This is a genomic window from Amycolatopsis sp. NPDC033938 (genome assembly GCF_055575975.1).
On sequence record NZ_JBVIRO010000007.1, the window covers coordinates 1 to 26,406 of the forward strand.

Annotated in this window: 21 protein-coding genes; 8 read left to right on the top strand and 13 right to left on the bottom strand. The window is 69.1% G+C overall.

The window, feature by feature from the left end; all coding sequences use genetic code 11:
• Positions 1-821: 821 nt before the first annotated feature.
• On the bottom strand, positions 822-1,802 hold the full coding sequence (locus ACZ5ZX_RS19420; protein WP_465503397.1) for a heme o synthase: 981 nt from the start codon (positions 1,800-1,802) through the stop codon (positions 822-824).
• 299 nt (positions 1,803-2,101) lie between these two features.
• Between ACZ5ZX_RS19420 and tkt the strand changes: the two genes are divergently transcribed.
• The 7 genes from tkt to ACZ5ZX_RS19455 all read left to right on the top strand — a co-directional run bounded on the left by tkt (position 2,102) and on the right by ACZ5ZX_RS19455 (position 11,951).
• Positions 2,102-4,204, top strand: a complete 2,103-nt coding sequence (gene tkt, locus ACZ5ZX_RS19425; protein WP_465503398.1) for a transketolase — start codon at positions 2,102-2,104, stop codon at positions 4,202-4,204.
• A gap of 17 nt (positions 4,205-4,221) precedes the next feature.
• Positions 4,222-5,334 (top strand): transaldolase, encoded by a 1,113-nt coding sequence (tal, locus tag ACZ5ZX_RS19430; protein ID WP_465503399.1) that lies wholly within the window; start codon positions 4,222-4,224, stop codon positions 5,332-5,334.
• Between the two features lie 8 nt (positions 5,335-5,342).
• The gene (locus ACZ5ZX_RS19435; protein ID WP_465503400.1) at positions 5,343-6,962 is read left to right on the top strand and encodes a glucose-6-phosphate isomerase; all 1,620 of its coding nucleotides are present in this window, start codon (positions 5,343-5,345) and stop codon (positions 6,960-6,962) included.
• Complete coding sequence (zwf, locus tag ACZ5ZX_RS19440) at positions 6,959-8,488, top strand: glucose-6-phosphate dehydrogenase (RefSeq protein ID WP_465503401.1); 1,530 nt, start codon at positions 6,959-6,961, stop codon at positions 8,486-8,488. The genes ACZ5ZX_RS19435 and zwf overlap by 4 nt, the downstream gene beginning before the upstream one ends.
• Entirely contained in the window at positions 8,485-9,489 is a 1,005-nt protein-coding gene (gene opcA / locus ACZ5ZX_RS19445; protein ID WP_465503402.1) for a glucose-6-phosphate dehydrogenase assembly protein OpcA, read from the top strand. The genes zwf and opcA overlap by 4 nt, the downstream gene beginning before the upstream one ends.
• Positions 9,486-10,265: a 6-phosphogluconolactonase gene (pgl, locus tag ACZ5ZX_RS19450; protein WP_465503403.1), complete on the top strand. Its 780-nt coding sequence runs from the start codon at positions 9,486-9,488 to the stop codon at positions 10,263-10,265. Before opcA ends, pgl begins: the two co-directional genes overlap by 4 nt.
• A 483-nt stretch (positions 10,266-10,748) precedes the next feature.
• Complete coding sequence (locus ACZ5ZX_RS19455) at positions 10,749-11,951, top strand: sensor histidine kinase (protein ID WP_465503404.1); 1,203 nt, start codon at positions 10,749-10,751, stop codon at positions 11,949-11,951.
• A gap of 15 nt (positions 11,952-11,966) precedes the next feature.
• Here the strand turns inward: ACZ5ZX_RS19455 and ACZ5ZX_RS19460 are convergent, their stop codons facing one another.
• From ACZ5ZX_RS19460 to ACZ5ZX_RS19490, 7 genes are all read right to left on the bottom strand, one after another.
• Positions 11,967-12,308, bottom strand: a complete 342-nt coding sequence (locus ACZ5ZX_RS19460) for an RNA polymerase-binding protein RbpA (protein WP_034311760.1) — start codon at positions 12,306-12,308, stop codon at positions 11,967-11,969.
• Positions 12,309-12,373: 65 nt separating this feature from the next.
• The gene (secG, locus tag ACZ5ZX_RS19465) at positions 12,374-12,604 is read right to left on the bottom strand and encodes a preprotein translocase subunit SecG (RefSeq protein ID WP_005152283.1); all 231 of its coding nucleotides are present in this window, start codon (positions 12,602-12,604) and stop codon (positions 12,374-12,376) included.
• 157 nt (positions 12,605-12,761) lie between these two features.
• Positions 12,762-13,547: a triose-phosphate isomerase gene (tpiA, locus tag ACZ5ZX_RS19470; RefSeq protein ID WP_465465766.1), complete on the bottom strand. Its 786-nt coding sequence runs from the start codon at positions 13,545-13,547 to the stop codon at positions 12,762-12,764.
• Positions 13,547-14,755 carry a phosphoglycerate kinase gene (locus ACZ5ZX_RS19475; protein WP_465503658.1) on the bottom strand — a complete coding sequence of 403 codons (1,209 nt, stop codon included), beginning with the start codon at positions 14,753-14,755 and terminating at the stop codon, positions 13,547-13,549. The genes tpiA and ACZ5ZX_RS19475 overlap by 1 nt, the downstream gene beginning before the upstream one ends.
• A 9-nt stretch (positions 14,756-14,764) precedes the next feature.
• Positions 14,765-15,769: a type I glyceraldehyde-3-phosphate dehydrogenase gene (gene gap, locus ACZ5ZX_RS19480; protein WP_465503405.1), complete on the bottom strand. Its 1,005-nt coding sequence runs from the start codon at positions 15,767-15,769 to the stop codon at positions 14,765-14,767.
• Positions 15,770-15,953: 184 nt separating this feature from the next.
• Positions 15,954-17,135: a winged helix DNA-binding domain-containing protein gene (locus ACZ5ZX_RS19485; RefSeq protein ID WP_465503406.1), complete on the bottom strand. Its 1,182-nt coding sequence runs from the start codon at positions 17,133-17,135 to the stop codon at positions 15,954-15,956.
• Between the two features lie 54 nt (positions 17,136-17,189).
• Positions 17,190-17,618 (bottom strand): nitroreductase family deazaflavin-dependent oxidoreductase, encoded by a 429-nt coding sequence (locus ACZ5ZX_RS19490; RefSeq protein ID WP_465503407.1) that lies wholly within the window; start codon positions 17,616-17,618, stop codon positions 17,190-17,192.
• Between the two features lie 87 nt (positions 17,619-17,705).
• Here ACZ5ZX_RS19490 and ACZ5ZX_RS19495 point away from each other — a divergent pair, with 87 nt between their 5' ends.
• Complete coding sequence (locus tag ACZ5ZX_RS19495) at positions 17,706-18,653, top strand: AraC family transcriptional regulator (protein WP_465503408.1); 948 nt, start codon at positions 17,706-17,708, stop codon at positions 18,651-18,653.
• A 148-nt stretch (positions 18,654-18,801) separates the two neighbouring features.
• Here the strand turns inward: ACZ5ZX_RS19495 and ACZ5ZX_RS19500 are convergent, their stop codons facing one another.
• The 5 genes from ACZ5ZX_RS19500 to ACZ5ZX_RS19520 are packed head-to-tail and all read right to left on the bottom strand — an operon-like array spanning position 18,802 to position 26,244.
• Positions 18,802-19,221, bottom strand: coding sequence for a PIN domain-containing protein (locus ACZ5ZX_RS19500; RefSeq protein ID WP_465503409.1), 420 nt, complete (start codon positions 19,219-19,221; stop codon positions 18,802-18,804).
• Positions 19,211-19,477: a type II toxin-antitoxin system Phd/YefM family antitoxin gene (locus ACZ5ZX_RS19505; RefSeq protein ID WP_037320919.1), complete on the bottom strand. Its 267-nt coding sequence runs from the start codon at positions 19,475-19,477 to the stop codon at positions 19,211-19,213. Before ACZ5ZX_RS19505 ends, ACZ5ZX_RS19500 begins: the two co-directional genes overlap by 11 nt.
• 47 nt (positions 19,478-19,524) lie before the next feature.
• Complete coding sequence (locus tag ACZ5ZX_RS19510; protein WP_465503410.1) at positions 19,525-23,991, bottom strand: hypothetical protein; 4,467 nt, start codon at positions 23,989-23,991, stop codon at positions 19,525-19,527.
• A gap of 10 nt (positions 23,992-24,001) precedes the next feature.
• Positions 24,002-24,742, bottom strand: coding sequence for a hypothetical protein (locus tag ACZ5ZX_RS19515; protein ID WP_465503659.1), 741 nt, complete (start codon positions 24,740-24,742; stop codon positions 24,002-24,004).
• Positions 24,743-24,789: 47 nt separating this feature from the next.
• Positions 24,790-26,244 carry a hypothetical protein gene (locus ACZ5ZX_RS19520; RefSeq protein ID WP_465503660.1) on the bottom strand — a complete coding sequence of 485 codons (1,455 nt, stop codon included), beginning with the start codon at positions 26,242-26,244 and terminating at the stop codon, positions 24,790-24,792.
• Positions 26,245-26,406 lie beyond the last annotated feature (162 nt).

The following is a 26,406-nucleotide window of genomic DNA, read 5'->3' on the forward strand; positions in this document are numbered from 1 at the left end:
TCGCGACGACCTCCACGAAGCCTTCCTCACCATCGGCTGCGCCATTATCTGCTGGCGCCGACTCAAAGCCCACTCATTCTGTTAGGACCCCTAAGTGGGGTTCTCTTGAGAGGTAAGGCAATATGGCGCGGTCGGCGCCCGCTGCTCGTGTCGCGAAAGCCCCTTTAGGGACACCACATGTCCCGAAGGGGAACCCGCATTTATGTACCTACGCCCGACCTGGACGAGGGCGGCTCCGCGGGCATCGTTGCCCGGTCTCGCCCCCTTGATCAACGGAAGATCCGGGACACTCAACGTCCCGGATCTTCCGTTGATCAAGCTCGTGGTCGAGCACGACCGGTGGACCGGAGAGCGAGCGGGGAAGATTCCGGACGCTCAACGCCCGGAATCTCCCCCACCCGGACCGCGTCGGCAACCCGCACAAGCTCCACACCAGTAGGTAGACAAAGACGAGTCCTGAAAGGGGCTTTCGCGACAGGCGCGAACACCGCAGCCCCAGCGCCGAAGCGTGATGTCCTGAAGGACCCCTTTGAGACCTTCAACGTCTCAAAGGGGTCCTTCAGGACACGCCATATTTGCCTTGACCCTCACTAACCAAGGGTGTTCAGGTGCCCACGGCAGGCGAGGCCGGCAGCCGCCCGGAAGGCCATCGCCGCCAATCACCAAGTCGCGACGGCGCCGCGTGAAGGCCCCCTTCCCGCGGCTCAGCCGAGGAAACTCGACCTTCACACCTCCCCCAAGTACATGACGGCCTCGGGTTTGTGTCCTACGTCGGACCAGCATGGAGCCGCCGAGCGACACCGGTGCTCACCCACGGCTGCTCAGAAGGGCAGGCCGATGGCGGGAAGGCCGATGGCCGAATCGACGGCCAGCGCGACGAACACGATCATCAGGTACGTGTTCGACCGGTGGAACAGCGACATCGGCTTGGTCTCCTCGCCGCGCCGCACCGCCGCGTTCAGGCTGTGCGCGTAGAAGAGGAACCAGCCGCCCGCCAGGATCGCGAACGTCGTGTAGATCCAGCTCGTCACCGGGACCAGCAGCAGCGTCCAGGCGACCATCACCCACGAGTAGATGACGATCTGCCGCGCGACGTGCTGCGGGGTGGCGACCACCGGCAGCATCGGCACGCCGGCGCGCTCGTAGTCGTCGCGGTACTTCATCCCCAGCGCCCAGGTGTGCGGCGGGGTCCAGAAGAAGATGACGCCGAACATCACGAACGCGGGCCACTCGACGGTGCCGGTGACCGCGGCCCAGCCGATGACGACCGGCATGCAGCCCGCCGCGCCGCCCCAGACCACGTTCTGTGACGTACGCCGCTTCAGCACCAGGGTGTAGACGAAGATGTAGAACAGGATCGTCGCGACGGCGAGGATCGCCGAGAGCAGATTCACCGTGAAATAGAGCACGACGGCCGACAGGACGCCGAGTGCGAGGCCGAAGATCAGCGCGCCGCGCCGGGGCACCGATTCCTTCACCAGCGGACGGCGCTTCGTGCGGTTCATCACCTTGTCGATGTCCGCGTCGATGACGCAGTTCAAGGCGTTGGCACTGCCGGCGGCCATGGTGCCGCCCACGAGCGTCGCGAGCACCAGCCACGGCGACGGGATCTCCCGGCCTGCCAGGAACATCGCGGGAATCGTGGTGACGAGGAGTAGCTCGATCACCCTGGGCTTCGCGAGGGCGGCGTACGCGCCGACGACCTGGCGGATTGTTCGCCGGCCACCGTGCGGTCGTTCACCGGTCGGATGTACGGCGCTGGTGCTGTCACTGCGTCCGTGCGCAGCGTTCACCAACGACATTTCACTCCCTGCGTCAGTTTTCGGGCCGGGTCCCGCCAGGCTTCCGGGTGATGTGGCGGCCCCGGATCCCCGCGTTCTGAACCCTCCCTCGATGGTAGACGTGCTGTTTCCAGAGGGTGATCGCGGGTCCTTCACCGGCCGAACCATTAGGCTGGCCGGGGTAGCTCGCGGCGTGCTTCTGCGAACGGTCCGGAGCAGGAATATCGTCCCTTCCGGATCGATTGAGATTAGTAGCGGTACACGTGGGCTATCCACGAGGGAAGAGAAGCCACAACCTGATGACGGGGAGTTCGAGTTCAGTGTCCGAAACCGCCTCTACCAGCGAGAAGAACCCACTCCTGGAGCGCAACGTGCCCGCCGACTGGACCGACCTCGACACGCGGGCCGTCGACACCGTCCGGGTGCTCGCCGCGGACGCGGTCGAGAACTGCGGCAGTGGCCACCCCGGCACCGCGATGAGCCTGGCGCCGCTCGCCTACACGCTGTTCCAGCGGACGCTGCGCCACGACCCCGCGGACCCCGAGTGGCCCGCTCGTGACCGCTTCGTCCTCTCCGCCGGTCACTCGAGCCTCACCCTCTACATCCAGCTGTACCTCGCCGGGTTCGGCCTGGAGCTGGAAGACCTGAAGCAGCTCCGCAAGTGGGACTCGAAGACCCCGGGTCACCCGGAGTACCGCCACACCAAGGGCGTCGAGACCACCACCGGCCCGCTCGGCCAGGGCCTGGCCAACGCGGTCGGCATGGCGATGGCGGCCCGCCGCGAGCGCGGCCTGCTGGACCCGGACGCTCCGCAGGGCGAGAGCATCTTCGACCACTACGTCTACGTCGTCGCCTCCGACGGTGACATCGAGGAAGGCGTCACCGCCGAGGCCTCGTCGATCGCCGGTCGCCAGGAGCTGGGCAACCTGATCGTCTTCTGGGACGACAACGAGATCTCCATCGAGGACGACACCAAGATCGCGCTGTCCGAGGACGTCGTGAAGCGCTACGAGGCCTACGGGTGGCACACCCAGGTCGTCGAGGGTGGCGAGAACGTCGTCGCGATCGAAGAGGCCATCAAGGCCGCCAAGGCCGAGACCGGGCGCCCGTCGTTCATCGCGCTGAAGACCGTCATCGGATACCCGGCGCCGAAGAAGATGGGCACCGGCAAGGCCCACGGCGCCGCGCTGGGCGCCGAAGAGGTCGCCGCGGTCAAGGAGATCCTCGGCTTCGACCCGGAGCGGACCTTCCAGGTCGACGACGAGGTCATCGCGCACACCCGCCAGGCCGTCGACCGCGGCAAGACCGCGCGCGCGGAATGGCAGGAGAAGTTCGAGGCGTGGGGCGCCGCCAACCCGGAGCGCAAGAAGCTCGCGGACCGGATGTCGACCCGCACGCTGCCCGAGGGCTTCGCGGACAACCTGCCGAAGTGGGAGCCGGACGCCAAGGGCATCGCGACCCGCAAGGCCTCCGGTGAGGTGCTCAACGCGCTCGCCGAGCCGCTTCCCGAACTGTGGGGCGGTTCCGCGGACCTCGCGGAGAGCAACAACACCACGATGAAGGGGGCCGACTCGTTCGGCCCGGAGAAGGCTTCCACCGAGATGTGGAAGACCAGCCCGTACGGCCGGACGCTGCACTTCGGCATCCGTGAGCACGCGATGGGCTCGATCCTCAACGGCATCGCGCTGCACGGCGGCACCCGCCCCTACGGCGCGACGTTCCTGATCTTCTCCGACTACATGCGCCCGCCCGTGCGGCTGGCCGCGCTGATGAAGGCGCCGGTCACCTACGTGTGGACGCACGACTCGATCGGCCTGGGCGAGGACGGCCCCACCCACCAGCCGATCGAGCAGCTCTCCGCCCTGCGCGCCATCCCCGGCCTCAACGTCGTCCGCCCGGCGGACGCCAACGAGACCGCGTACGCGTGGAAGGCCGTCCTGGAGGACGTCCACCACCCGTCGGGCCTCGCGCTGACCCGGCAGAACGTGCCGGTGCTGGAGGGCACCAGCGCCGAGGGCGTCAAGCGGGGCGGTTACGTCCTCGCCGAGGCGTCCAACGGCAGCCCCGAGGTCGTGCTGATCGCGACCGGCTCCGAGGTCCAGCTGGCCGTCGAGGCCCGCAAGACCCTCGAAGCCGACGGCATCCCGGCGAGCGTCGTCTCGATGCCGTGTGTCGAGTGGTTCGACGCGCAGGAGCAGTCCTACAAGGACTCCGTCCTCCCGCCGTCGGTCAAGGCACGCGTTTCCGTCGAAGCGGGTATCGCCCAGTCGTGGCACCGCTTCACCGGTGACGCCGGGGAGAACGTCTCGATCGAGCACTTCGGTGCTTCGGCCGACGCCGCCACGCTGTTCCGCGAGTTCGGTTTCACCGCGGAGGCAGTCGTCGAGGCCGCCCGTCGCTCGATCGCCAACACGAAGAACTGAAGGGGATGACGCAGCACATGAGCAACGACAAACTCGCTCAGCTGTCCGAGGCCGGGGTATCGATCTGGCTCGACGACCTGTCCCGTGAGCGCCTGAACACCGGCAACCTCGCCGACCTCATCCGCGACAAGCACGTCGTGGGCGTGACGACCAACCCGACGATCTTCGCCAACGCGATGTCCAAGGGTGAGGCGTACGACGAGCAGACTCGCGAACTGGCCGCGCGCGGCGCCGACGTCGAGGCCACCATCCGCGAGCTGACCACCACCGACGTGCGCAACGCCGCGGACCTGTTCCGCGACGTCTACAACGCCACGAACGGGGTCGACGGCCGGGTGTCCATCGAGGTGGACCCGCGGCTGGCCAAGGACTCCGACAAGACGGTGGCCGAGGCGCAGGACCTGTGGAAGACCGTGGACCGGCCGAACGTGCTGATCAAGATCCCGGCCACCGAAGAGGGTCTTCCGGCGATCACCAAGACGCTCGCCGAAGGCATCAGCGTGAACGTGACGCTGATCTTCTCGGTCGAGCGCTACAAGGCGGTCATCGAGGCGTACTTCGCCGGGCTGGAGCAGGCCAAGGCCAACGGCCACGACCTCAAGGGCATCCACTCGGTCGCGTCGTTCTTCGTGTCCCGTGTGGACACCGAGATCGACAAGCGGCTCGACGCCATCGGCACCGAGGCGGCCACGGCGCTGCGCGGTGAGGCCGCCATCGCCAACGCGCGCCTCGCGTACGCGGCGTTCGAAGAGCTGTTCTCCTCGGACCGCTGGAAGGCGCTCGCCGAGGCCGGCGCGAACGCGCAGCGTCCGCTGTGGGCCTCCACCGGCGTGAAGGACCCGCAGTACTCCGACACCCGCTACGTGGACCAGCTCGTCGTCAAGGACACGGTCAACACGATGCCGGAGAAGACCCTCGACGCGGCCGCGGACCACGCCGACGTCACCGGTGACACGGTGACCGGCAAGGGCCCCGACGCGCAGATTGTCTTCGACAAGCTGCGTGTGGTCGGCATCGACATCGAAGACGTCTTCAAGGTCCTGGAGGACGAAGGCGTCGAGAAGTTCGAGAAGTCGTGGACCGAGCTTCTCGAGACCGTCAACGGACAGCTGGCTAAGGCGAAGGACTGATCTGGACCATGGCAGGGGAAACGACCGGCGTCGCAATCGCCGACGCCGCCCTGGCCGGCAAAGCCGCTCCGTTCGCGGAGCGGCTTGTCGCCGACCAGGTCGCATCGAAACTGGCGTCCCAGGACGCCACACTGTGGGGTCCCGAAGCCGAGTCCGAAGCGGCGATCCGTCTCTCGTGGACGACGCTGCACAAGTCCTCGCGGCCGTTGATCGGCGAGATCGAGGCACTGCGGACCGACCTGCGCTCGGAAGGGGTCGACCGCGTCGTCCTCGCCGGCATGGGCGGTTCGTCGCTGGCACCCGAGGTGATCGCCGCGACCGAAGGGGTCGCGCTGACCGTCCTCGACACCACCGATCCCGGCCAGGTCGCCGACGCGCTCGCCGGTGATCTGGAGCGCACGGTCATCGTGGTCTCCTCCAAATCCGGCGGCACCGTCGAAACCGACAGCCACCGGCGGATCTTCGCGAAGGCCTTCGCCGACGCGGGCATCGACGCGGCCCGGCGGATCGTGGTCGTCACCGACCCCGGCTCCCCGTTCGCGGAACTGTCCGAAAAGGAGGGTTACCGCAAGGTCTTCCTCGCCGATCCGAACGTCGGCGGCCGCTACTCGGCGCTGACCGCGTTCGGCCTCGTCCCCGCCGGGCTCGCTGGCGCGGACATCGCCCGCCTGCTCGACCAGGCCGCTTCGGTCGCCGAGACGCTGGCGACCGATTCGACCGACAACCCCGCGGTGCAGCTGGCCGCGGCGTGGGCGGCGGCGCACGAGGACGGCGCGGAAAAGGTCGTCATCGCCGACACCGGATCCGGTATCAAGGGCTTTGCCGACTGGGCGGAGCAGCTGATCGCCGAGTCCACCGGCAAGCAGGGCACCGGTCTCCTGCCGGTCGCCGTCGAGGGCCCGGACTCCCCCGGTTTCGCCGACGCGAAGTCCGACGCCACCCCGGTGGCGGTCGGTCCGGCCGAAGGCGCGGCGAAGATCTCGGTCACCGGACCGCTCGGTGCCCAGATGCTGCTGTGGGAGTTCGCCACCGCGCTCGTCGGCAGGCTGCTCGGGATCAACCCGTTCGACCAGCCCGACGTCGAGGCCGCCAAGAAGGCCGCACGCTCCCTTTTGGACAACCCGGACGCGCTCAAGGGCGGCGAAGAGCCGTCCACTGTGGACGGCTCGGTCCAGGTGTTCGGTTCGGCAGGCGTACTGGCCGAGGGGTCACTTTCAAAGCTCCTGCGGGCTTTCTTCGATTCCGCCCCGGAAACCGGCTACATCGCGGTGCAGGCCTACCTCGACCGGCTCGACGACGCGTCGACGGCCCTCCTGCGCGGCGAGATCGCCAAGCGCACGGGCCGCCAGACCACCTTCGGGTGGGGGCCGCGGTTCCTGCACTCCACCGGGCAGTACCACAAGGGCGGCCACCAGAACGGGGTCTTCCTGCAGATCACCGGCGCCGTCGAGCAGGATCTGGACGTGCCGGACCGGCCGTACACGCTCGGCGTGCTCCAGCACGCGCAGGCACTCGGTGATGGCCAGGTGCTCGCGGAGCACGGTCGTCCGGTGCTGCGCCTGCACCTCACCGACCGGGCCGCCGGCCTGGCCGAACTGGTCCGCGCGGTACAGGAGGCAGGCGAGTGACCCGAGCCTGGAACAACCCGCTGCGCGATCCGCGCGACAAGCGGCTGCCGCGGATCGCCGGGCCGTCCAGTCTGGTGATCTTCGGCGTCACCGGTGACCTCGCCCGCAAGAAGCTGATGCCGGCGATCTACGACCTCGCCCACCGCGGGCTGCTGCCCGCCGGGTTCTCCCTGGTGGGCTTCGCCCGCCGGGACTGGGAGCACCAGGACTTCGGCGAGCTCGTGCACGATTCGGTCAAGGAGCACGCGCGGACGCCGTTCAAGGAGTCGGTGTGGAACCGGCTCGCCGAGGGGATCCGTTTCGTACAGGGCACCTTCGACGACGACGAGGCCTTCGACAAACTCGCGCAGACGGTCAAGGACCTCGACGCCGAACGCGGGACCGGCGGCAACACCGCGTTCTACCTGTCGATCCCGCCGAGCGCGTTCCCGGTGGTGACCAAGCAGCTCGCCCGCTCCGGTCTCGCCGACGCGAGCGAGGAGACCTGGCGCCGCGTCGTCATCGAGAAGCCGTTCGGCCGCGATCTCAAGAGCGCCAAGGAGCTCAACGAGATCGTGAACGACGTCTTCCCCGAGGAGTCGGTGTTCCGCATCGACCACTACCTCGGCAAGGAGACGGTGCAGAACCTGCTGGCGCTGCGGTTCGCGAACCAGCTGTTCGAACCGATCTGGAACGCCAACTACGTGGACCACGTGCAGATCACCATGGCCGAGGACATCGGCCTCGGCGGTCGCGCGGGGTACTACGACGGCATCGGCGCCGCGCGCGACGTCATCCAGAACCACCTGTTGCAGCTCCTCGCGCTGACCGCGATGGAGGAGCCGGTCTCGTTCGCGCCGCGTGCGCTGCGGGCCGAGAAGGTCAAGGTGCTTTCGGCGACGAAACCGCTGGGGCCGTTCGAAGAGACGACCGCGCGCGGACAGTACGCGGGCGGCTGGCAGGGCGGCATGAAGGTGCCCGGCCTGTTGCAGGAAGGGGGCTTCGCGAAGGACTCGACGACCGAGACCTACGCCGCGGTGACCCTGGAGGTGCAGAACCGCCGGTGGGCGGGTGTGCCGTTCTACCTGCGGACGGGCAAGCGGCTGGGCCGCCGGGTCACCGAGATCGCCGTGGTGTTCAAACGGGCGCCGCATCTGCCGTTCGACTCGACCTCGACCGAGGAACTGGGCCAGAACGCGCTGGTGATCCGGGTGCAGCCCGACGAGGGCATCACGCTGCGGTTCGGGTCGAAGGTGCCGGGGACCACGATGGAGGTCCGCGACGTCACCATGGACTTCGGCTACGGGCACGCCTTCACCGAGTCCTCGCCGGAGGCCTACGAGCGGCTGATCCTGGACGTGCTGCTGGGCGAGCCGTCGCTGTTCCCGGTGAACGAAGAGGTCGAGCTGTCCTGGGAGATCCTGGACCCGATCCTCGACGCCTGGGCCAAGAAGGGCGCACCCGAGCAGTACCCGCCGGGTTCGTGGGGCCCGCCGTCCGCGGACGAAATGCTGGAGCGTACCGGCCGGAATTGGAGGCGTCCGTGATCATCGACCTGCCGTCGACCACGACGTCGCAGCTGAACAAGAAACTCGTCGAGATCCGCGAACAGGGCGGGCAGGTGGCGCTCGGGCGGGTGCTGACGCTCGTCATCGTGGCCGACGACGACGACAAGCTCGAAGAGGCGATCGAAGCCGCCAACGAAGCCAGCCGGGAGCACCCCTCGCGGGTGATCGTGGTGGCCAAGGGCGCGCGGACCGCGGCACCGCGGATCGACGGCCAGATCCGGGTCGGCGGCGACGCCGGCGCGAGCGAGGTCATCGTCCTGCGGCTCTACGGCCCGCTGGCCTCGCAGGGGCAGAGCGCGGTCGTGCCGCTGCTGCTGCCGGACGCGCCGATCGTCACCTGGTGGCCGGGAACCGGTCCCAAGGCTCCGGCCAAGGACCCGCTCGGTGAACTGGCCCAGCGCAGGATCACCGACTCCGCGGCGGAGAAGGCGCCGATAAGAGCACTTACCACGCGGGCGAAGTCCTATGTGGAGGGTGACACCGATCTCGCGTGGACCCGGCTGACCAGCTGGCGCGCGCAGCTCGTGTCCGCCTTGGACCTTCCGCCGCATGAGAAGGTCACCGGGGCGACGGTGACCGGTGAGGCCGACTCGCCGTCGACCGAGCTGCTCGCGGGCTGGCTGGCCGAGTACCTGAAGGTGCCGGTCAAGCGGGTCAAGAGCACCGGCGCCGCGGGCATCATCTCGGTGACGCTGGACCGGCGTTCCGGTCCGGTGGAGCTGCACCGGCCGGACGGGCGGGTCGGCACACTGACCCAGCCCGGCCAGCCGACGCGGCGGATCGCCCTGCAGCGGCGGGACAACAAGGACTGCCTGATCGAGGAGCTGCGGCGGCTCGACCCGGACGAGGTCTACGAGGCTTCGCTGAACGGGCTCACGAAGATCTCCTCCGGCACGGCCACCAAAGCCGTCCCGGCGAAGAAGGCTCCGGCGGCCGCCAAGAAGAAGGCCGCGGTCGCCGCGAAGAAGAGCGAATCATGAGCAAGACCGAGGTCGTCGTCTACGCGAACCCGGACCTCCTGGCCGCCGCCGCGGCGGCCAGGCTGGTCACCCGGATCGTGGACGTCCAGGCGGCCAAGGGCTCGGCTTCGGTGGTGCTCACCGGCGGCGGCACCGGGATCGCGATCCTGAAGGAACTGCGCGAGTCCAGTGCCCGTGACGCCATCGACTGGTCGCGTCTCGACCTCTACTGGGGCGACGAGCGTTTCGTCCCGGCGGACTCGGACGAGCGCAACGAGAAGCAGGCCCGCGAGGCCCTGCTCGATCACGTTCCGATCGACCCGAAGCGGGTGCACGCCATGGCGCCCTCGGACGGCGAGTTCGGCGACGACGTCGACGCCGCGGCCGCCGCTTACGCGGAGGTCCTGGCGGCCAACACCCGTCCCGAGGACCACGGCGACGTCCCGGCGTTCGACATCATGCTGCTCGGCCTCGGCGGGGAGGGGCACACCGCCTCGATCTTCCCCGAGAGCCCGGCGGTGTACGAAAAGGAGCGTTCGGTCGTCGCGGTGCGCAACTGCCCGAAGCCGCCGCCGACCCGGATCTCGCTGACCCTGCCCGCGATCCGTCGCGCGCGGGACGTCTGGCTGGTCACCGGCGGCGACGCCAAGGCGGACGCCGTCGCGCTGGCGCTGGCCGGTGCGGGCGAGGTCCAGATCCCGGTGGCGGGAGCACGCGGCGACCGCCGCACGCTCTGGCTGCTGGACCGGGGTGCCGCTTCGAAGCTCACGAAGGTCTATCAGCCTCCGACGGCCTGACCCTGATCGCGCGTGAAGGCCCCCTTCCCTCGGCTGAGCCGAGGGAAGGGGGCCTTCACGCGCTTTGAGACAAGGGCAGGCACCCGCGTGGGCCATAGTCCGTGAAGGCCTCCATCACTACGCTGAGGGTAGTGAAGGAGGCCTTCACGGACCTTCGCGCGGCAGGGTCACCGCGCGACCACGAAACGTGACGTAGATCAACTCTTACCGACATCCGCATCAGAGAGGGCTTGTTCGCGCGTCGAACGATCAACGGACCACCGAGCCCGGGTGGTCCGGTCCGCGCCTTGACCGACCGAACGTTCATGCACTTGTCCGCAGAACGGACAGTGACCAGACAGTCGCTAGCCCGACTGGGGGAAACTTACCGCCTTCGTACATCCCGCCGTTAGCATCCGCACATTTGTTCGTTCCTGCGCGTCCCGATCGGGCGAAGAACACGTCTCACCATCCAAGTCCACAAGACGAGTGAGGTCGCCAGCGATGAGCACAGAGGGTCTCTCGATGCCAGGTATCTCGGTGGGCGGCTCCGGAGCGGACGCCGCCGACCGGATGCGCCGTGCTGCCGGGGTCATGTCGTTCGCCAAGATCAAACGTCCGGCGCTGGTCGCGCTGGGCGTCGACACGCTCGCGATCTTCCTGGCCGCGCTCGACGTCTGGCTGGTGATCCCGGAGAAGGCCCAGCCGTACTCCATCTATCTCTCCGGCGCCGCCTGCCTCGGTCTCGCCTTGCGCCGCAAGCTGCCGTTCCTCGCGGTGATCGCCACGGTCCCCGGTTTCCTCGCCGGCTGGTCCCAGCTCGCCGCGATGATCGCGCTCGGCTTCCTCGCCACCCGCAAGCAGATGCACTGGCAGACCTGGACCGGGTTCGCGCTCGTGTTCACCTGCCGGTTCGTCCAATGGCCGTTGCCGGACTTCGTCGAACTCAGCTGGCGCGAACACGTGCTGGACGGGATCTACGGCGTCATCGTCGCCGGGATGCCGGTGGCCATCGGCCTGCTCATCGGAGCGCGGACCGAGATCTCGCAGAAGCTGTCCGAACTCGCCGCCAGCCGCGATCGCGAGCGCCGCTTCCACGCCGACGCCGTCCGCGCGGAGGAACGCGCCAGGCTGGCGCGGGAGATGCACGACGTCGTTTCGCACCAGATCACGCTGATCGCGATGCAGGCCGGCGCATTGCAGGCGCAGACGACCGATCCCCGTTCGCTCGAAACCGCGCAGGTCATCCGGAAACTGAGCACCAAAACGCTCGAAGAACTGCGTTCACTCGTGAGCGTGCTGCGTTCGGGTTCCGAGGACGACGGGCCGCGGCCGGGGATCAACGAGCTCGACCGGCTCATCCGTGGCTCGGACGTCCCGGTGCACCTCACCGTCGAGCGGATCCCCGAACTGCTGCCCAGCCAGGTTTCCGCGGCGGCCTACCGCACCGTGCAGGAATGCCTCACCAACGTGCACAAGCACGCACCGGGCGCCACCGCGACCATCCGGATCCAGGGCGAGCACGGCTCACTCAAGGTCGAGATACGCAATGAGCGCGCCCGGACCCCCGGTGCGGCCCTGCCCTCGGGAGGGCACGGGCTGACCGGTTTGGCCGAACGCGCTCGACTGCTGGGTGGGAGCTTCGAGACCGCAGACACCGAGGACGGCGGGTTCCGGGTGCGTGCCCGGTACCCGCTCGACCGGTGAGCGGCTAGGGCGCCCCTAGATCTCGCGGCGCTGGCGCAACCGCTCCAGCGCCTCGGCGAGAATGGCCTCGCCGTCGGCGTCGGAACGCCGTTCCTTCACGTAAGCCAGGTGGGTCTTGTAGGGCTCGGTCCGCGGCGCGGCAGGAGGGTTCTTCTCGTCCTGCCCGCCGGGGAGCCCACAACGCGGGCAGTCCCACTCGTCGGGAATCTCGGCGTCCATCGAGAACGAGGGCTGCGCCTCGTGCCCGTTGGCACACCAGTAGGAAATGCGGCGCCTCGGCGCCGACTCACCCCGTTCCGATTCGCCCGAAGGACCGGCACCCACACGGGTGCCTCGAATCGCGTTACCGCCAACCATGAATCCTCACACCTATAGGGATCGGCGGCGCGCCCCCCATAGGCACGCCGAAACACCTGGATCGATCAGACCTTGAGCAGGAGCCCGAGGCCGATGATGCTGATCAGCCACACCGCGCCCAGCAGCAGCGTGATCCGGTCGAGGTTCTTCTCGGCCACGCTCGAGCCCGAGAGGCTCGATTGCATACCGCCACCGAACAGCGAAGACAGACCGCCACCACGGCCGCGGTGCAGCAACACGGCGACCACCAGGAAAAAGCTGGAGGCGATCAACAGGATTTGCAGGAACAGCTTCATGTCATCCTCTGCGCTCTTGGAGAATGCAGGAAAACGGTGTGCCGCGGGTGGCCGAAGTTCGAAAACGGCTCAGTACCACCAGAACACACCGTACTCCTGGACTCGTCCACTGCTGTGTGACGGACCGGATACACAGGTTACCCGGTAGGTGCCCCGATCAGGGCAGGGGCCCGCCCGCGGCGAGTGCGCAGAGTTTGGTGAACTCGTCACCATCCAGGCTGGCACCACCAACGAGGGCACCATCGATGTTCTCGCAGGCGACGAGGTCACTGATGTTGTTGGCCTTCGCCGAGCCGCCGTAGAGCACGCGCACCGAGGACGCGACCTCGGCACCGTATTTCTCGGCGAGGGTGGCGCGGATGGCTCCGCACACCTCCTCGGCGTCCGACGGGGTCGCGACCTTGCCGGTCCCGATGGCCCAGACCGGCTCGTAGGCGACGACGACGTCCTTGACCTGCTCGGCCTTGAGCCCCTTCAGGCCCTCGACCAGCTGGGTCGTGGTGTGGGCGATGTGCTCGCCCGCCTCACGGACCTCGAGCTTCTCCCCCACGCACAGGATCGGCTTGATGCCGTGCTTGAGCGCGGCCTTGACCTTCTTGTTGACCAGTTCGTCGGTCTCGCCGTGGTACTCGCGCCGCTCCGAGTGCCCCACGGTGACGAAGCTGCAGCCCAGCTTCGCCAGCATCGGGCCCGACACGTCACCGGTGTAGGCACCGGAGTCGTGCGGCGACAGGTCCTGGGCGCCGTAGGTGAGCGACAGCTTGTCGCCGTCGGTCAGCGTCTGGACACTGCGGATGTCGGTGAACGGCGGCAGGACCGCGACGTCGACCTTCGCGTAGTACTTCTCCGGCAGGGCGAAGGCGATCTTCTGAACCAGCGCGATGGCTTCGAGGTGGTTCTGGTTCATCTTCCAGTTGCCGGCGATGAGCGGTTTGCGCGCCACTAGTCGTTCTCTCCCAGCACAGCGACTCCGGGCAGTTCCTTGCCCTCCAGGTACTCCAGCGACGCGCCGCCGCCGGTCGAGATGTGCGAGAAACCGTCCTCGGGCAGGCCCAGCTGCCGCACGGCCGCGGCGGAGTCGCCACCGCCGACCACGGTGAAGGCGTCGCTCTTGACGAGCGCCTCGGCCACGGCACGGGTGCCGCCGGCGAAGGACTCGAACTCGAACACGCCCATCGGGCCGTTCCAGAACACGGTCGCCGCGTCGGCCAGCTTGCCCGCGAACAGCTCGCGCGACTTGGGGCCGATGTCGAGACCCATGCGGTCGGCCGGGATGGCCTTCGCGTCGACGACGTCGAACTCCGCGTCGGCCGCGAAGCCCTTCGCGGCGAGGACGTCCACCGGCAGGATCAGCTCGACACCACGTTTCTCCGCCTCGGCGAGGAAACCGCGGACCTGCTCGAGCTGGTCCTCCTGCAACAGCGAATTCCCGACCTCGTGGCCCTGGGCCTTGAGGAAGGTGTACGCCATGCCGCCACCGATGAGCAGCCTGTCGACCTTGGTCAGCAGGTTGGCGATGACACCCAGCTTGTCCGACACCTTCGCGCCGCCGAGGACGACGACGTACGGCCGCGCGAGGTCCTCGGTGAGCTTCTTGAGGACGTCGACCTCCGCCAGCACCAGACCGCCCGCATACGCCGGAAGCGCCCGCGCGATCTCGTAGACCGAAGCCTGCTTGCGGTGCACGACACCGAAGCCGTCGGAGACGAACGCGCCGCCCGGGACCAGCGCGGCCAGCTCGGCGGCCAGTTCCTGGCGCTCCGCCTCGACCTTGCTGGTCTCGCGCGCGTCGAAACGCACGTTCTCCAGCAGGGCCACCTGACCGTCGGTCAGGCCGGCGACGGTGGCCTTGGCGGACTCGCCGACCAGGTCACCGGCCAGCGAGACGTCGACACCGAGCAGCTCGGTGAGCTTCGCGGCGACGGGCGCGAGCGAGAACTTCGGGTCCGGCTCGCCCTTGGGACGGCCGAGGTGCGCCGTGACGACCACCTTCGCGCCCGCCTCGGCGAGCCGCTTGAGGGTCGGCAGGGCCGCGCGGACGCGGCCGTCGTCGGTGATCTTGTCCCCGTCGAGCGGGACGTTCAGGTCGGAACGTACGAGTACGTACCGGCCCGAGACGTCCTCGCCCAGCAGGTCTTCGAGGTTCTTCAGCGCCATGGCTCAGGAGAGCTTGTTGCCGACGAGCTTGACGAGGTCGGCGAGGCGGTTGGAGTAGCCCCACTCGTTGTCGTACCAGCCGATGACCTTGACCTGGTTACCGATGACCTTGGTCAGCGGCGCGTCGTAGATGCAGGACGCCGGGTCGGTGACGATGTCGGCCGAAACGATCGGGTCCTCGTTGTAGCGCAGGATGCCGGCCAAGGGGCCCTCGGCGGCGGCCTTGTACGCGGCGTTGATCTCCTCGAGCGTCGCGCTCTTGGTCAGCGTGACGGTGAGGTCGGTGGCCGAACCGGTCGGGACCGGGACGCGGACCGCGAAGCCGTCGAGCTTGCCGTTGAGCTCCGGCAGGACCAGGCCGATGGCCTTGGCGGCACCGGTCGAGGTCGGGACCATGCTCAGCGCGGCGGCACGGGCACGGCGCAGGTCCTTGTGCGGGGCGTCCTGCAGGTTCTGGTCCTGCGTGTACGCGTGGATCGTGGTCATCAGGCCCTGCTCGATGCCGAACGCGTCGTTGAGGACCTTGGCCAGCGGGCCGAGGCAGTTGGTGGTGCAGGAGGCGTTCGAGATGATGGTCTGCGAGCCGTCGTACTTGTCGTCGTTGACGCCCAGCACCACGGTCAGGTCCTCGCCCTTGGCGGGCGCGGAGATGATGACCTTCTTGGCGCCACCGGCGATGTGCGCCTTGGCGGCGTCACCGCTGGTGAAGAAGCCAGTCGACTCGACGACGACGTCCACGCCCAGGTCGCCCCAGGGCAGGTTGGCCGGGTCGCGCTCGGCGAGGGCCTTGATGGTCTTGCCGTCGACGACGATGCCCTCGTCGCTGACGCTGACCTCGCCCGGGAAACGGCCGAGGATGGAGTCGTACTTGAGCAGGTGGGCCATCGTGGCGACGTCGCCGAGGTCGTTGAACGCGACCACCTCGATGTCGTGACCGGCGGCCTGCACGGCCCGGAAGAAGTTGCGGCCGATGCGGCCGAAGCCGTTGACACCTACGCGAACCGTCACTGCTGCCACTCCCTTGAGACTCGTCCGGGATCGCCCCGGAAAGACGTCCGTTACTCGGGCGCAACCCTAGCGTGCGCGCTCGGGCGGCCCTCTTTGCCCTGACGAGACTTCCACCACTCGGTGGGTCAGGTCAAGAATCGATTAAGTGCGTCGCTACCAGGACGTCTTGGGGAAACTCTCAGCTTCACTGTGCTAGCCGTCGCTCGAGCGGCGTACGCATCCGTGGCGTGACTCGCACCTCTCCGAACCACTCGGCCAGGTGGTTCGCCTCCGCCTCGACGGCCCGTTCGACGTCCGCGCCGACGTCCTCCAGGAAGTGATGGACCACCTCACCGTCGGGACGCTGCGCCCAGCCGCCGACGATCCGGCCGTCGGCCCAGATCGTGGGGCCGATGTTGCCGGTGCCGTCGAACAGCGGCGCCCGGTGGGGGCCGAGGTACCAGTCGCGGTCGAGCCATCCCATCGACGTCGGGTCGAGAGAAGGAAGCAGCGCGACCCAGGGCTCGGGTTCCGCGACGGGCTCGACATCGTCGGCGAGCAGCACGCCGGGGACACCGTCGAGATCGACCTCGATCGACTGAACGGCCGCGAGCGCCTTCTTGGTCTGCCCGACCGTCCAGCCCGTCCACCACCGGAGATCCGCGACCGGGGCCGGTCCGTAGGCGTAGAGCCACTTCCGGGCCAGTTCGGCTCTGGCCTGGTCGGCGTCCCACACCGCGAGCCCCTGTGGAAGCCAGTCCGCCATCGTGGCCCAGTAGTACTGGCTGCTGAGCCAGCTGCCGCGCGGCCGCCCGCGCACGATGCGGCCGTCGACCGCGAGCTGGAACAGGACCCGGCTGGTGACGTTGGCGATCGCCTCGTACGGCTTGCCCTTCGACATCAGGAGCTGTTGCCTCAGCCGGGGCTCGTCCTCGGACAGCTGTTGCGCCGTGGCGGAACCGCGGGCCTTCAGAGCGCGCTCTGTCGCGTCCTCGACCTCGGCCAGCCAGCGTTCCGGATCGGGCACGTTCTCCGGATGCCCCTGCTGGCCGAGGTGCTGTTCGAGCAGGCGGCGCTGCTTCTTGGCGATGTCGGCCGAACAGGCCGCCTGTACCAGCGCCGCGTTCTCGTGCCCGAGGACGAAGACCGTGCGGCGCATGCCGAGGATCCGCACCAGCGTGCGCTCTTCGTAGAGCGCGTTCTCCAGTTCCGCGACGCCATCGCCCTTGACCCGGGCCCACGCCGAGAGGTGGACCGTCGCCGGATCCGTGGCGTGCAGCGCCACGACCGCGTCCGCCGCGGCGTGCACGGACGGCGCGGGCGTGGCGAGGTGATGGCGCACGGCGAGCCGGGCGCGGCGCTGCTGGAGGCCGATCTTGGGGAGCACGAATCGGTTCTACCACCGGCCCCCGACAATCCCGGTTCGGAACGGCTGAAGCTGCTAGATCCGTTCCAGTTCGATCACCGGGATGACCCGGCTGGTCTTGCGCTGGTACTCGGCGAACTGGGGCAGGACGGCGGACTGCTTGGCGTAGACGTCGTCACGCTCGGAGCCGGTGAGCACCCGTGCGCGGACCGGGAAGGTCTCGGTGCCGAACTCGACCTTGGTCTCCGGGTTGGCCACCAGGTTGTGGTACCACGCCGGGTTCTCGTCGGCGCCACCCTTGCTGGCGAAGATGTAGATCCGGTCGTCCTCCAGGTACGCGGCCAGCGGCGCGATCCGCTGTGTTCCGGACTTCGCGCCGGTGTGGTGGACGAGGACGAGCGGGACGCCCTCGAACATTCCGCCCGCCTTACCGCCGTTCTCCCGGAATTCGGCGATCACGCCGCGGTTGATCTCGTCGAAGTCGAAGTCGATCGTGTCTGCCATGACCTCGATCGTATGACCTGTCTCGTGACCGTCTCGATGCCTGAAATCGCCATGGGCATATCCGTTTGTCGCACTACCCTCGCCGATATGGACCTGCTGGCCGAAACCCTCGCCTTGGGCGGCGTCCGGGGCACCGCCGGAGCGCGGATCGAGGCGTCCGGGCCGTGGGGCGTCCTCTGGCACGGCATCGCCGGCGCCGCCTTCTACGCCGTCACCTGCGGGACGGCCTGGCTGGACCTGCCGGGCCACCCGCCGCGGCAACTCATGCCCGGCGACGTCGTCCTGCTGCCGAACGGGCCGGAGCACACCCTGCGCAGCGCACCGGACGTCGCGATCATTCCCAACGTGTGCACCGCGGCGGAGAAGGCGCGCAGATGCGGCGGGGTGCTGCGCCTCGGTTCCGGGGAGGTGGAGACCCATGTCCTCGGCGCGTCCTACGACTATGACCCGGCGGTGTCCACCCAGGTGCTGGCCACCCTGCCGGAGCTGGTGCACATCCGCGCGAACCACGTCGGTGGCGGACTGGACGACACCGTCAGGCTGCTGTCGCGGGAGCTCGCCTCGCCCCAGATCGCCACCGAATTCGTCCTCAACCGGCTCGTCGACATCCTCCTGGTCCAGTTGCTCCGCGCGTGGCGGACCGAGAAACCGGACGAGACGCGGGGAACCTGGCTCGGTGTCCTCGGCGACCCGGTGATCAGCGTGGCACTGGCCAAGATCCACGAGGCACCGGCGAAACCGTGGACGACGGAGCTGCTCGCGGCGGAACTGGCGACCTCACGCAGCACCTTGACCCGCCGCTTCCGCGAAACCACCGGCCGGACCCCCGGCGACTACCTGACCCGGTGGCGGATGGATCTGGCCGCGGTCCGGCTCCGTGACACCGACGACACGGTGGACACCATCGCCCGTTCGGTCGGCTACACGTCGGTGTACGCGTTCAGCCGGGCCTTCCGGCGCGCCCGCCGTCAGGCCCCGGGGCAGTACCGCAGCTCGATCCGCGGCCGGTCCCGCGAAAAGGCCGGTGTCCCTTGAGCCCCTGGTCGTGAATGGTAAGTGTCGTTCTGGCCAAGGGTGTTTTAGATACCTACTGGTGGGTGGGCCCGTAGCGGCTGCGCGTGAAGGCCCCCTTCCCTCGGCTGAGCCGAGGGAAGGGGGCCTACACGCGCTTCCCGACGCCCTCTCAGGTCCGTATCGGCCGGGTGACCGGGACGACGTCGAGAAGTTCTTTCAGGCCTTCGAAATCCTGCGGATTGGTGGTGTACAGCGGCATCCGGTGCGCGATGGCCACACTGGCGATCATCAGGTCGGCCACGCGCCGCCGTGGCGTCCTGCCCAGCGCGAGCACGGACGCCGAAACCCGGCCGAAGATCCGCGCCGCCTCGGTGCCGAAAGGCAGTGGGTCGAACTCGGATTCCACGCGCTGCAACAGATCCGTACGCCGGGCTCGCTCGGCCGGATCGGTGGCATAGTGCGGCCCCGCCGACAGTTCGGCGAGCGTGATCGTGCTGATCGACATCAGATCCGGCAGCTGGGCGTGGTCGATCGTCCGACGGAGGATCAGGATGTTCGTGTCGAGCAGGCCGTGGACCTCAGCGGCCATAGGGATCTTCCGCCTCCCCTTCGAAAGCGTCGTCGAGGTCCGCGCGGAACCTGTCCGGGTCGATGAGCGGAGCGTTGGCCGAGCCAGTGGCGAACTGGTCACGGGAAACGGCGTGCCGTCGACACAACGGAACCAGCTGGGCGATGGGCGAACCGCTACGGGTCACGGTGAAGGTTTCACCGTGCTCGACCGCGTCCATGATCTCGCCGGAACGGTTCCGGAGATCACGCTGGGAGATCTCGTGTTGAACGCTCATTAGCGCACTATAGCGCTCCTGTGCCCCAAAGTGCCACCGTGTGCCACCTAGGCGGTCTCCTCCTCCGGCTCCGGTTCGTCCGAGGGCCGCGTGAACAGCCGTGTCGCCGAGAGCCGCGCGACGCCGTCCGGCTCCCCGAGTTCGTCGGTCGCGTTCCGGATCGTCGCGTCGACGGACAGGTATTTGCGCCCGGCCCGGAGGTCCGCGTCGTTGCGCAGCCGCACGATCAGCGGGAACTCGCTCAGCGCGCCCGCGTCGAACAGACCGGTCGTGTAGATCAGCTGGACACCCAGCGCCTCGGCCACCGCCCGCTGCAGTTCCAGCAGGTACCCGGCCGACGCGCGGCCGATCGGGTTGTCGAGGAACAGCACGCCGGAGTGCCGGTTGCGCGCCTTTCCGCGGTTGTTGGCGCGGAGCGCGGCGAGCGTGCAGTACAGGATGATCGCCGCGGTCAGTTGCTGGCCGCCGGAGAACACGTCCCGGATCTCCGAGACGCGCTGGCGTTCGGTCCTCAGCACGGAGTCCGGTTTCAGCATGTCGACGCGGAAACCCTTGGGAGCGGCGGCCTGTACGCCGCGCAGCACGAGCGAAAGCCCGTCCCGTTTGACGTCCCGGCCGTCGGAGGTCTTCCCCACCGCGGCCTCGTCGACGACCTCGCCCAGTTTCTCGGCGAGCACGTTCTCTTCGAGTTCGGTGAAGCGGATCCGCAGGAACTCCTGGCCCGACCAGTCGCCGAGACCGTCCGGCAGCCGCGAAACCCGTTGTGCCGCACGGAGCGTGCGCAGGGCGCCGTCGACCATGCCCTGCAGGCGGGTGATGATGCCGCCGCGGTGCCGGTCGATCTGCGCGAGATCGTCGGTGAGCGTGCGCAACCGCGGGCGCAGCGCCTCGGCCCATTCGGCGGCGTGCGCGGGCAGCTGGTCGCGGCGGACCGAGATCACCTGCTGCCGCACGGGGGTGCTGAGCTTCTCGAAGCGCTTGTCGGTGGCGTACTGCGCCAGCTGGTCGGCCGCGGCCCGCACCCGGCGGTCACCGGCGTCGGCCGAGTCCTGCGCCTCGGTGAGCGCGGCGTTGAGCCGGGAATGTTTGGTCCGCGCGGATTCGACGTCGCCGTCGAAGGCCGCCGCGTCGTCCTCTTTGGACAGAAGATGCGCCATCGACTCGGCCAGCAGGCCGAATCCGGAGGCGGACGTCTTCGCGGACTCCAGCGTCGCTTCTGCCTCGGCGCGGCGCTCCTGCAGTTCCTCCCATTTCCGGGCGGCCGCCGACACCTCGAGACTCGCTTCGTCGATCAGCTCCAAGCCGTGCTCGATATCCTTCGGCCGGGCATCGAGGGCAAGCGCGGACGGTTGTTCCGGAAGCTGGCTCAGTTCCGCCTTGCGGGTCGCGACGAGCCCGACGATCTCGGTGCGTTCCTCCTCCAGCACCGCGACGGCCCGGTTCGCCCGCGCCTGCGCGGCCGCGCGCGCCGAAGCGTCGGAACCGTCCGGCGTCTCCAGCAACGTCAAGGCCCGCTCCCGGACCGCGTCGTCCAGTGCTTCGACGGCCGCCCGTGCGGACGCCTCGACGCTTTCCGCCTGCTCGAGTTCGGCCCGCAGATCGCTGCCGACCTCGACCTTCGAGTACGCCTCGGACGCCGACGCGAAGGTCCGCCGCAACGCGTCCACCGGTTCGGCGGGCGCGGGGTCGTTTTCGGTGACGTCGCTCGAACCCGGGACTTCGGCCAGCTCCGCCTTCGCCGTCGTCGCCGTCCTCCGGTGCCCGTCGGCGGTGCGCTGTTCCTCACCGGCCTGCTCGCGCAGCCGGGACGCCTTCACCGCGGCTTCCGACGCCGTCGATTCGGCCCGCTCGGCGGTCTCGGTGGCGCGTTCGACGTCGTCCGTCCACTCGGGAATCTTCGCGGCACGCGTCGCGAGCGCTTCCAGCCCGCGAGCCCGCTCCCCCGCCTCGGCCGAAGCCGTGCGCAATTCGGGAATCCGCTCCCGCAGCCCGGCCGCTTTCTCCCCGAGACGCTGGAATTCCTTCTCGGCCTGGTCCAACGCGGTCTGCGCGGTCTCGTGGGCGGTACGCGCGTTCTGCAGCTGTTCGGCCAGCGTCGCGATGCTGCCGGGCGGGTAGTCCTCGCGCCAGGTCTTCAGTTTCCACGACAGCGCGCTGTCGTCGGCCAGCGAAGTCGTCAGCGCTTCGAGGCGACGCTGCCGTTCCGCGTGCCGGAGCGCGATGGCCTCGCGCTCGGCGTCGGCGGCTTCCTCGTCGTACATCGCCGGGTTGGGCGGAACAAGGAACTCGATACCCGCCTCACCCGGCAGGCGGTCGGTCGTGGTGGCCTCGGTGGTGGCGACCGGGATGATCGTGGTGGGCAGCAAGCGCCGCTCCGCCAGCACCTTCTCGGCGAGCCGGACCTGCTCCGGTTCGTTGAGGAGGATCCCCGAGACCAGCTGGGGCGCGCGGGCCAGCACGGCCGCCCGCCGTTTCTTGTCCAAAGTGGACAAATAGCGCCAGCCGGACCACGCGTTCATCCCCGCGGCTTCCAGCGCGTCCAACGCGGCCTGGACCTCTTCGGTGGCGGGCAGGAGACCGCCGGATCCGAGCGCGTTCAGGGCCCGCTCGTCGACGGACTCCTCCATCCGCAACGCCGTCTGTTCCTTCTCCGCGGTCGCCGCCGCCTCGCGAAGACGTTCCAGCAGAACCGGGAGATCCGTCTCCAGCGCGACGTCGTCAGCGCCGATGAGTTCGACCAGCCGGGGTTCGACGGCGAGCGCGTCGGTGCGCCGGTTCGCGCGGTCCAGCTCTTCGGCGGCGCGCTCCAGCCTGTCCTTGGTGGACCCGGCGAGCCGGTGCGCGTCGTTGACGGTCGCCTGCGCGGTGCGCAGATCCTCCGCGACGCGTTCGAGTTCCTGTTCGCGGCGGACGAGTTCCGCGGCGGTCGTCTCGGCCTCGGTCCTGGCCGCGCGCGCCGCGTCGGCGACGTCCGCCCCGGCCTTGAGCGCGCCGGACCGGACGGTCTCCGCGATCTCCTCCCGGATTTCGGCGATCCGCGCGCCAAGCCCGCGAGCCTCCGCCCGGCGCGAGGCCGCGAGGTTCGCCGATTCGTCGCGTTCCGCCTGGGCCTTCTCCGCTTCGGCACGCAGGGCGTCGGCGTGGGCTTCGGCCTTCGACGCCTGATCGGTCGCGTTCTTGGCCAGCGCCAGCAGCCCCCGGGCGAGCGCGGCCGCGGCGGTGTTGCGCGCCTGCAGCGCGGGCTGGGCCTTCTGCTCGCGATTCCCCACCAGTTCCCGGAAATCGCGGGCCTTGCGGGCGGCGTTGAGGTGGTTGAGCACGGTGGCGCATTCACGCCAGGCTTCGGCGGCGGTCTTGGCCTCGGCGAGTTCGCCGTCGATCCGCTTCTTGCTCTCCTGCGCCTCGTCGAGCCGCAGTTTCCCGACCAGGCGGCGGAGTTCGGTGACCCCGGCGGTGAGACGGCGGTGGTCGCCCTCGGCCAGCTTCTCGGCCGACTTCACCTCGTCGACGTGCTGTTCGAGGCCGCTGAGCCGCTCGTTCTCCAGCTTGTCGCGAGCGGCCACCTGACCGGCGAGAGTCCGCATCTCTGCACGGGCGGCGTCGGCGAGCTTCCGCGACGCGGCGGCGACGCCTTCCTCCTCCGCCAGCGGCGTCAGCAGATCGAGCGCGCCCGCGACGAAGTCCCGCTCCGACAACAGATCCCCGCGCTGGGCGAGGTTGTGCGCGTAGGTCGCGACGACCTCGGCGAGGTCCTTCGGTTCGTCCTCCGACAGCACCGCGCGCAGCAGGAACTCGACGAACGCCTCGTCGGTGCTGAACGCGAAGGCGTCCGCGGCCTCGCCCTCCCCGGCGTTCATCGCGCGCTGGTAGCGGAAAAGCTCGGTGTCGAGGCCGAGGCCGTCCAGCCGGGACGTCCACTCGTGGTGGCGCCGGGTCCAGAACAGCTCCAGTTCCGGCTCCCCGCCGTGCACCTTGTCGAGCTGGTCGTGGAAGCCCGACATCGTCAGCAGCCTGCCGTCCGACGTCAGCGGCAGCGAGTCCAGGTCGAGTGAGGGCGTCGGGCGGAAGCAGTACCAGGAGTCGACGAGGTTCTCCGAATCCGCCGACACCACGTGCCCGCGCCATTCCGACACCTTGCCGGTGATCACCCGGTGGCCGGTCTCGACCTGCAGCCACTCCAGCACCACATGCGAGACGTCCTTGGCGGCGACGAACTTCTCCAGGACCTTGGTGTTCGTCGTGCCGACGACCTGACGGCGGCCGGGCAGCATGACCGAGAAGATCAGCTTGATCAGCACGGATTTGCCGCCGCCGTTCTCCAGGAACAGCACGCTGGCCGGGGACGGGCGCCGCGGCGGCCCCTCGCCCGCCAGGTGGATCCCGGCGCTGAACAGCGCGTCCTGCTTGGGCGCGGTGATGGCCGCGCCGACCCCGCTGAAGTCCAGCACGACGTCCTGGTAGCGGGCGCCCGCCGGGCCCACCGAATGCAGGCGAACCCGCGAAAGCTCGTACATCCCAACCCCTCTAGAGCGTGTCCGACGCGGCCGCGCGCAGCGTTCCGCCGCCGTTGGCGACCGAGACCACGTTCAGCGCGAGCAGATCGTCGAAGGCCGCGTCGGCGGCGAGTTCGCGCACCTGCACCTGATAGCGCGGCGTGGTCCGGTAGGTCCCGCCCTGTTCCCCGCTGACCTGGACCAGGAAACCCTGATCCGCGAGGAACCGCAGCGCTCGCGCGACCATGCCGCGGGTGGTGTCCGACGCCAGCCTGCCGTCCTTGGTCGCCGCCGCCGCCGGACGCCTCGCGTAAGCGCGCCAAGCCTGTTCGAGTTCGGGAGCGTCGGCGAGCGGGTCGTTGTTCGCCTCGGCCTCGGCCGCGCGTTCGTCGAGGATCCGGCAGGCCTCCCGCACCATCGCGTCCACCTGTTCGACGCTGACGCGGCCGATGTAGGTGTCGTTGGCGAGGTCGTCGGGGCGCGGATAGCCGAGTGCGGCGGTGGCCAGGTGGATGAGGCCGTGCAGGACCTTCTCGGTCTCGCGGCGCTCACGGATCTTGCTCTGCCGCGCGTAGCTGTCCATCTTGATCTCGAAGACGGACTCGTCGGTCGCCGCGAGCACCGCACCGGCCTGGAGGTTGACCTCCAGCACCATCAGCCCGAGCCCGGCCGCGACCGCGTGCGTGAGCTGCTTGAACGCGCTGTCCTCGCCGTAGCGCCGGACGAGATCGCCGTAGACGACGTCCCGCGACGGCAGCTGCTTCGGGCGCATGCCGAACGAGACGAGCCGGGCCGCGGATTCGACGTCCCCTGATGTCGTCACGCGACCTCCTCCTCTTCCTGGTCTTCACGGTCCACCCGCGCCGACGAAAGCAGCAGATCCGCTCCGCCGAACTCGGGATCTTCGAGCAGGGTGCCGTCGTCGACGGCCAGCAGCACCTGGCGCTCCCCCAGCCGGAGCGCCGCGCCGACCTCGGGACTGTAGGCGTGCACCGCCCGCAACGCGACCAGAGCGGGCAGCCCCGGGTCGATCCGGCGCGCCTCTTCGAGCAGCCCGGACAGCCGTCGCGGCACCTCGGGCAGGTCGAGCAGGTCGTCGGCGAGGCGCCACTGCTCGTCACCGAACTTGTCGGTGACCTCGGCGGGCATCAGCTCGGGTTCGGGGATCTCGCCGACGAGCTGGTCGCGTTCCGGCGCGGGCCGGAGCAGTAGCGACACCAGCGAGGACAGCGAAGGCACGGTCGGCGGGGAGATCCCGGCGCCGACGTGGAAGAAGGATTCGGCCGGCGCGACGGCGTCGGCGATCGGCAGGCCCAGCGTCGGCATCAGGAGCTGGCCGAACAGGTCGATCGTCGCGCGCTGCGGCGGCCCGGAGAACTGCTGGCGGTCCTGTTCGGCGCGGAACACCGCCCCGGCGTCGGCCAGCCGCGACTGCAGCCGGGTATGGCGGCGGATGCAGTCGCTGACGATGTCGACGAGTTCGGCGGCGCGGCGTTTGCGGTCGAGGTCCTCGGTCTCGTCGCGGGAGGCGGTGATGTTCTTGAGGATCGCGTTCTCGGCGCGGAAGCGGGACTCGATATGGGACAGCGCCTGGTCCAGCAGTTCCGGGACCTCACGTTCCCAGTCGACCGCGCGGACGTCGCGCCGGGTGGCGTCGAGTTTGGCGCGCAGCGTCTCGCCGTACTGGACGGTGCGGTAGCGGGCCTGTTCGGCGGCGAGCTTCGCGTCGGCGAGGCGGCCGCGGTTGATCAGATTCTCCAGTTTGACCTCGGCCGCGATCTGCGCGGATTCGACGTCGGTGTCCAGCGCGCCGACGAGGACGTTGATCGCCTCGTCGGTGGCGCGCAGGTAGACCTCGCCGTCGGGCGCGGCCAGTTCGACGAGCAGCTTGAAGTCGAACTGGCGCCGCTGGTACCCGCCGCCGGGGCCGATGGAACCGTAGACGCGGCGGAACCCGCGATCGGTGGTGCCGACGTTGATCAGGTTGTCGAGCACCCAGCGGGCGACCTTGGCGTGTTCGTCCGGGGTCCGGCCGGGAGCCTGGAGCGCGACGAACGGCAGTAGCCGCACGATCACCTGTTCGTGGTCCGCGCCGGTGTCGAAGTCCATCGACACGGTGACCTGGTCGATCGTGTGCAGCGCGATCTCGGCCATCTGGTAGATCGTGGCGTCCGCCCAGTCCAGCTTCGCCTTGCGCGCGTCGAGGTCGTGCAAGGGCGCGGTGCAGGCCAGCGCCTTGAGGCGGCGGGTCAGCCCCTCGTCGGCCAGCCCCATCCCGGTCAGCTCGTCGTCTCGCACAGCAGGCCAGGCTAGTCGCCGCCCCCGGCACCCCGCACGGGTGACCGGCCTCGGCTCGACTGTGGCTCGCGGGACTGGATGAGGATCGAGGGTCCAGTGCCCCCTCGGCGTCTCTTTCGGATGCCAGGCGTCCGGTGA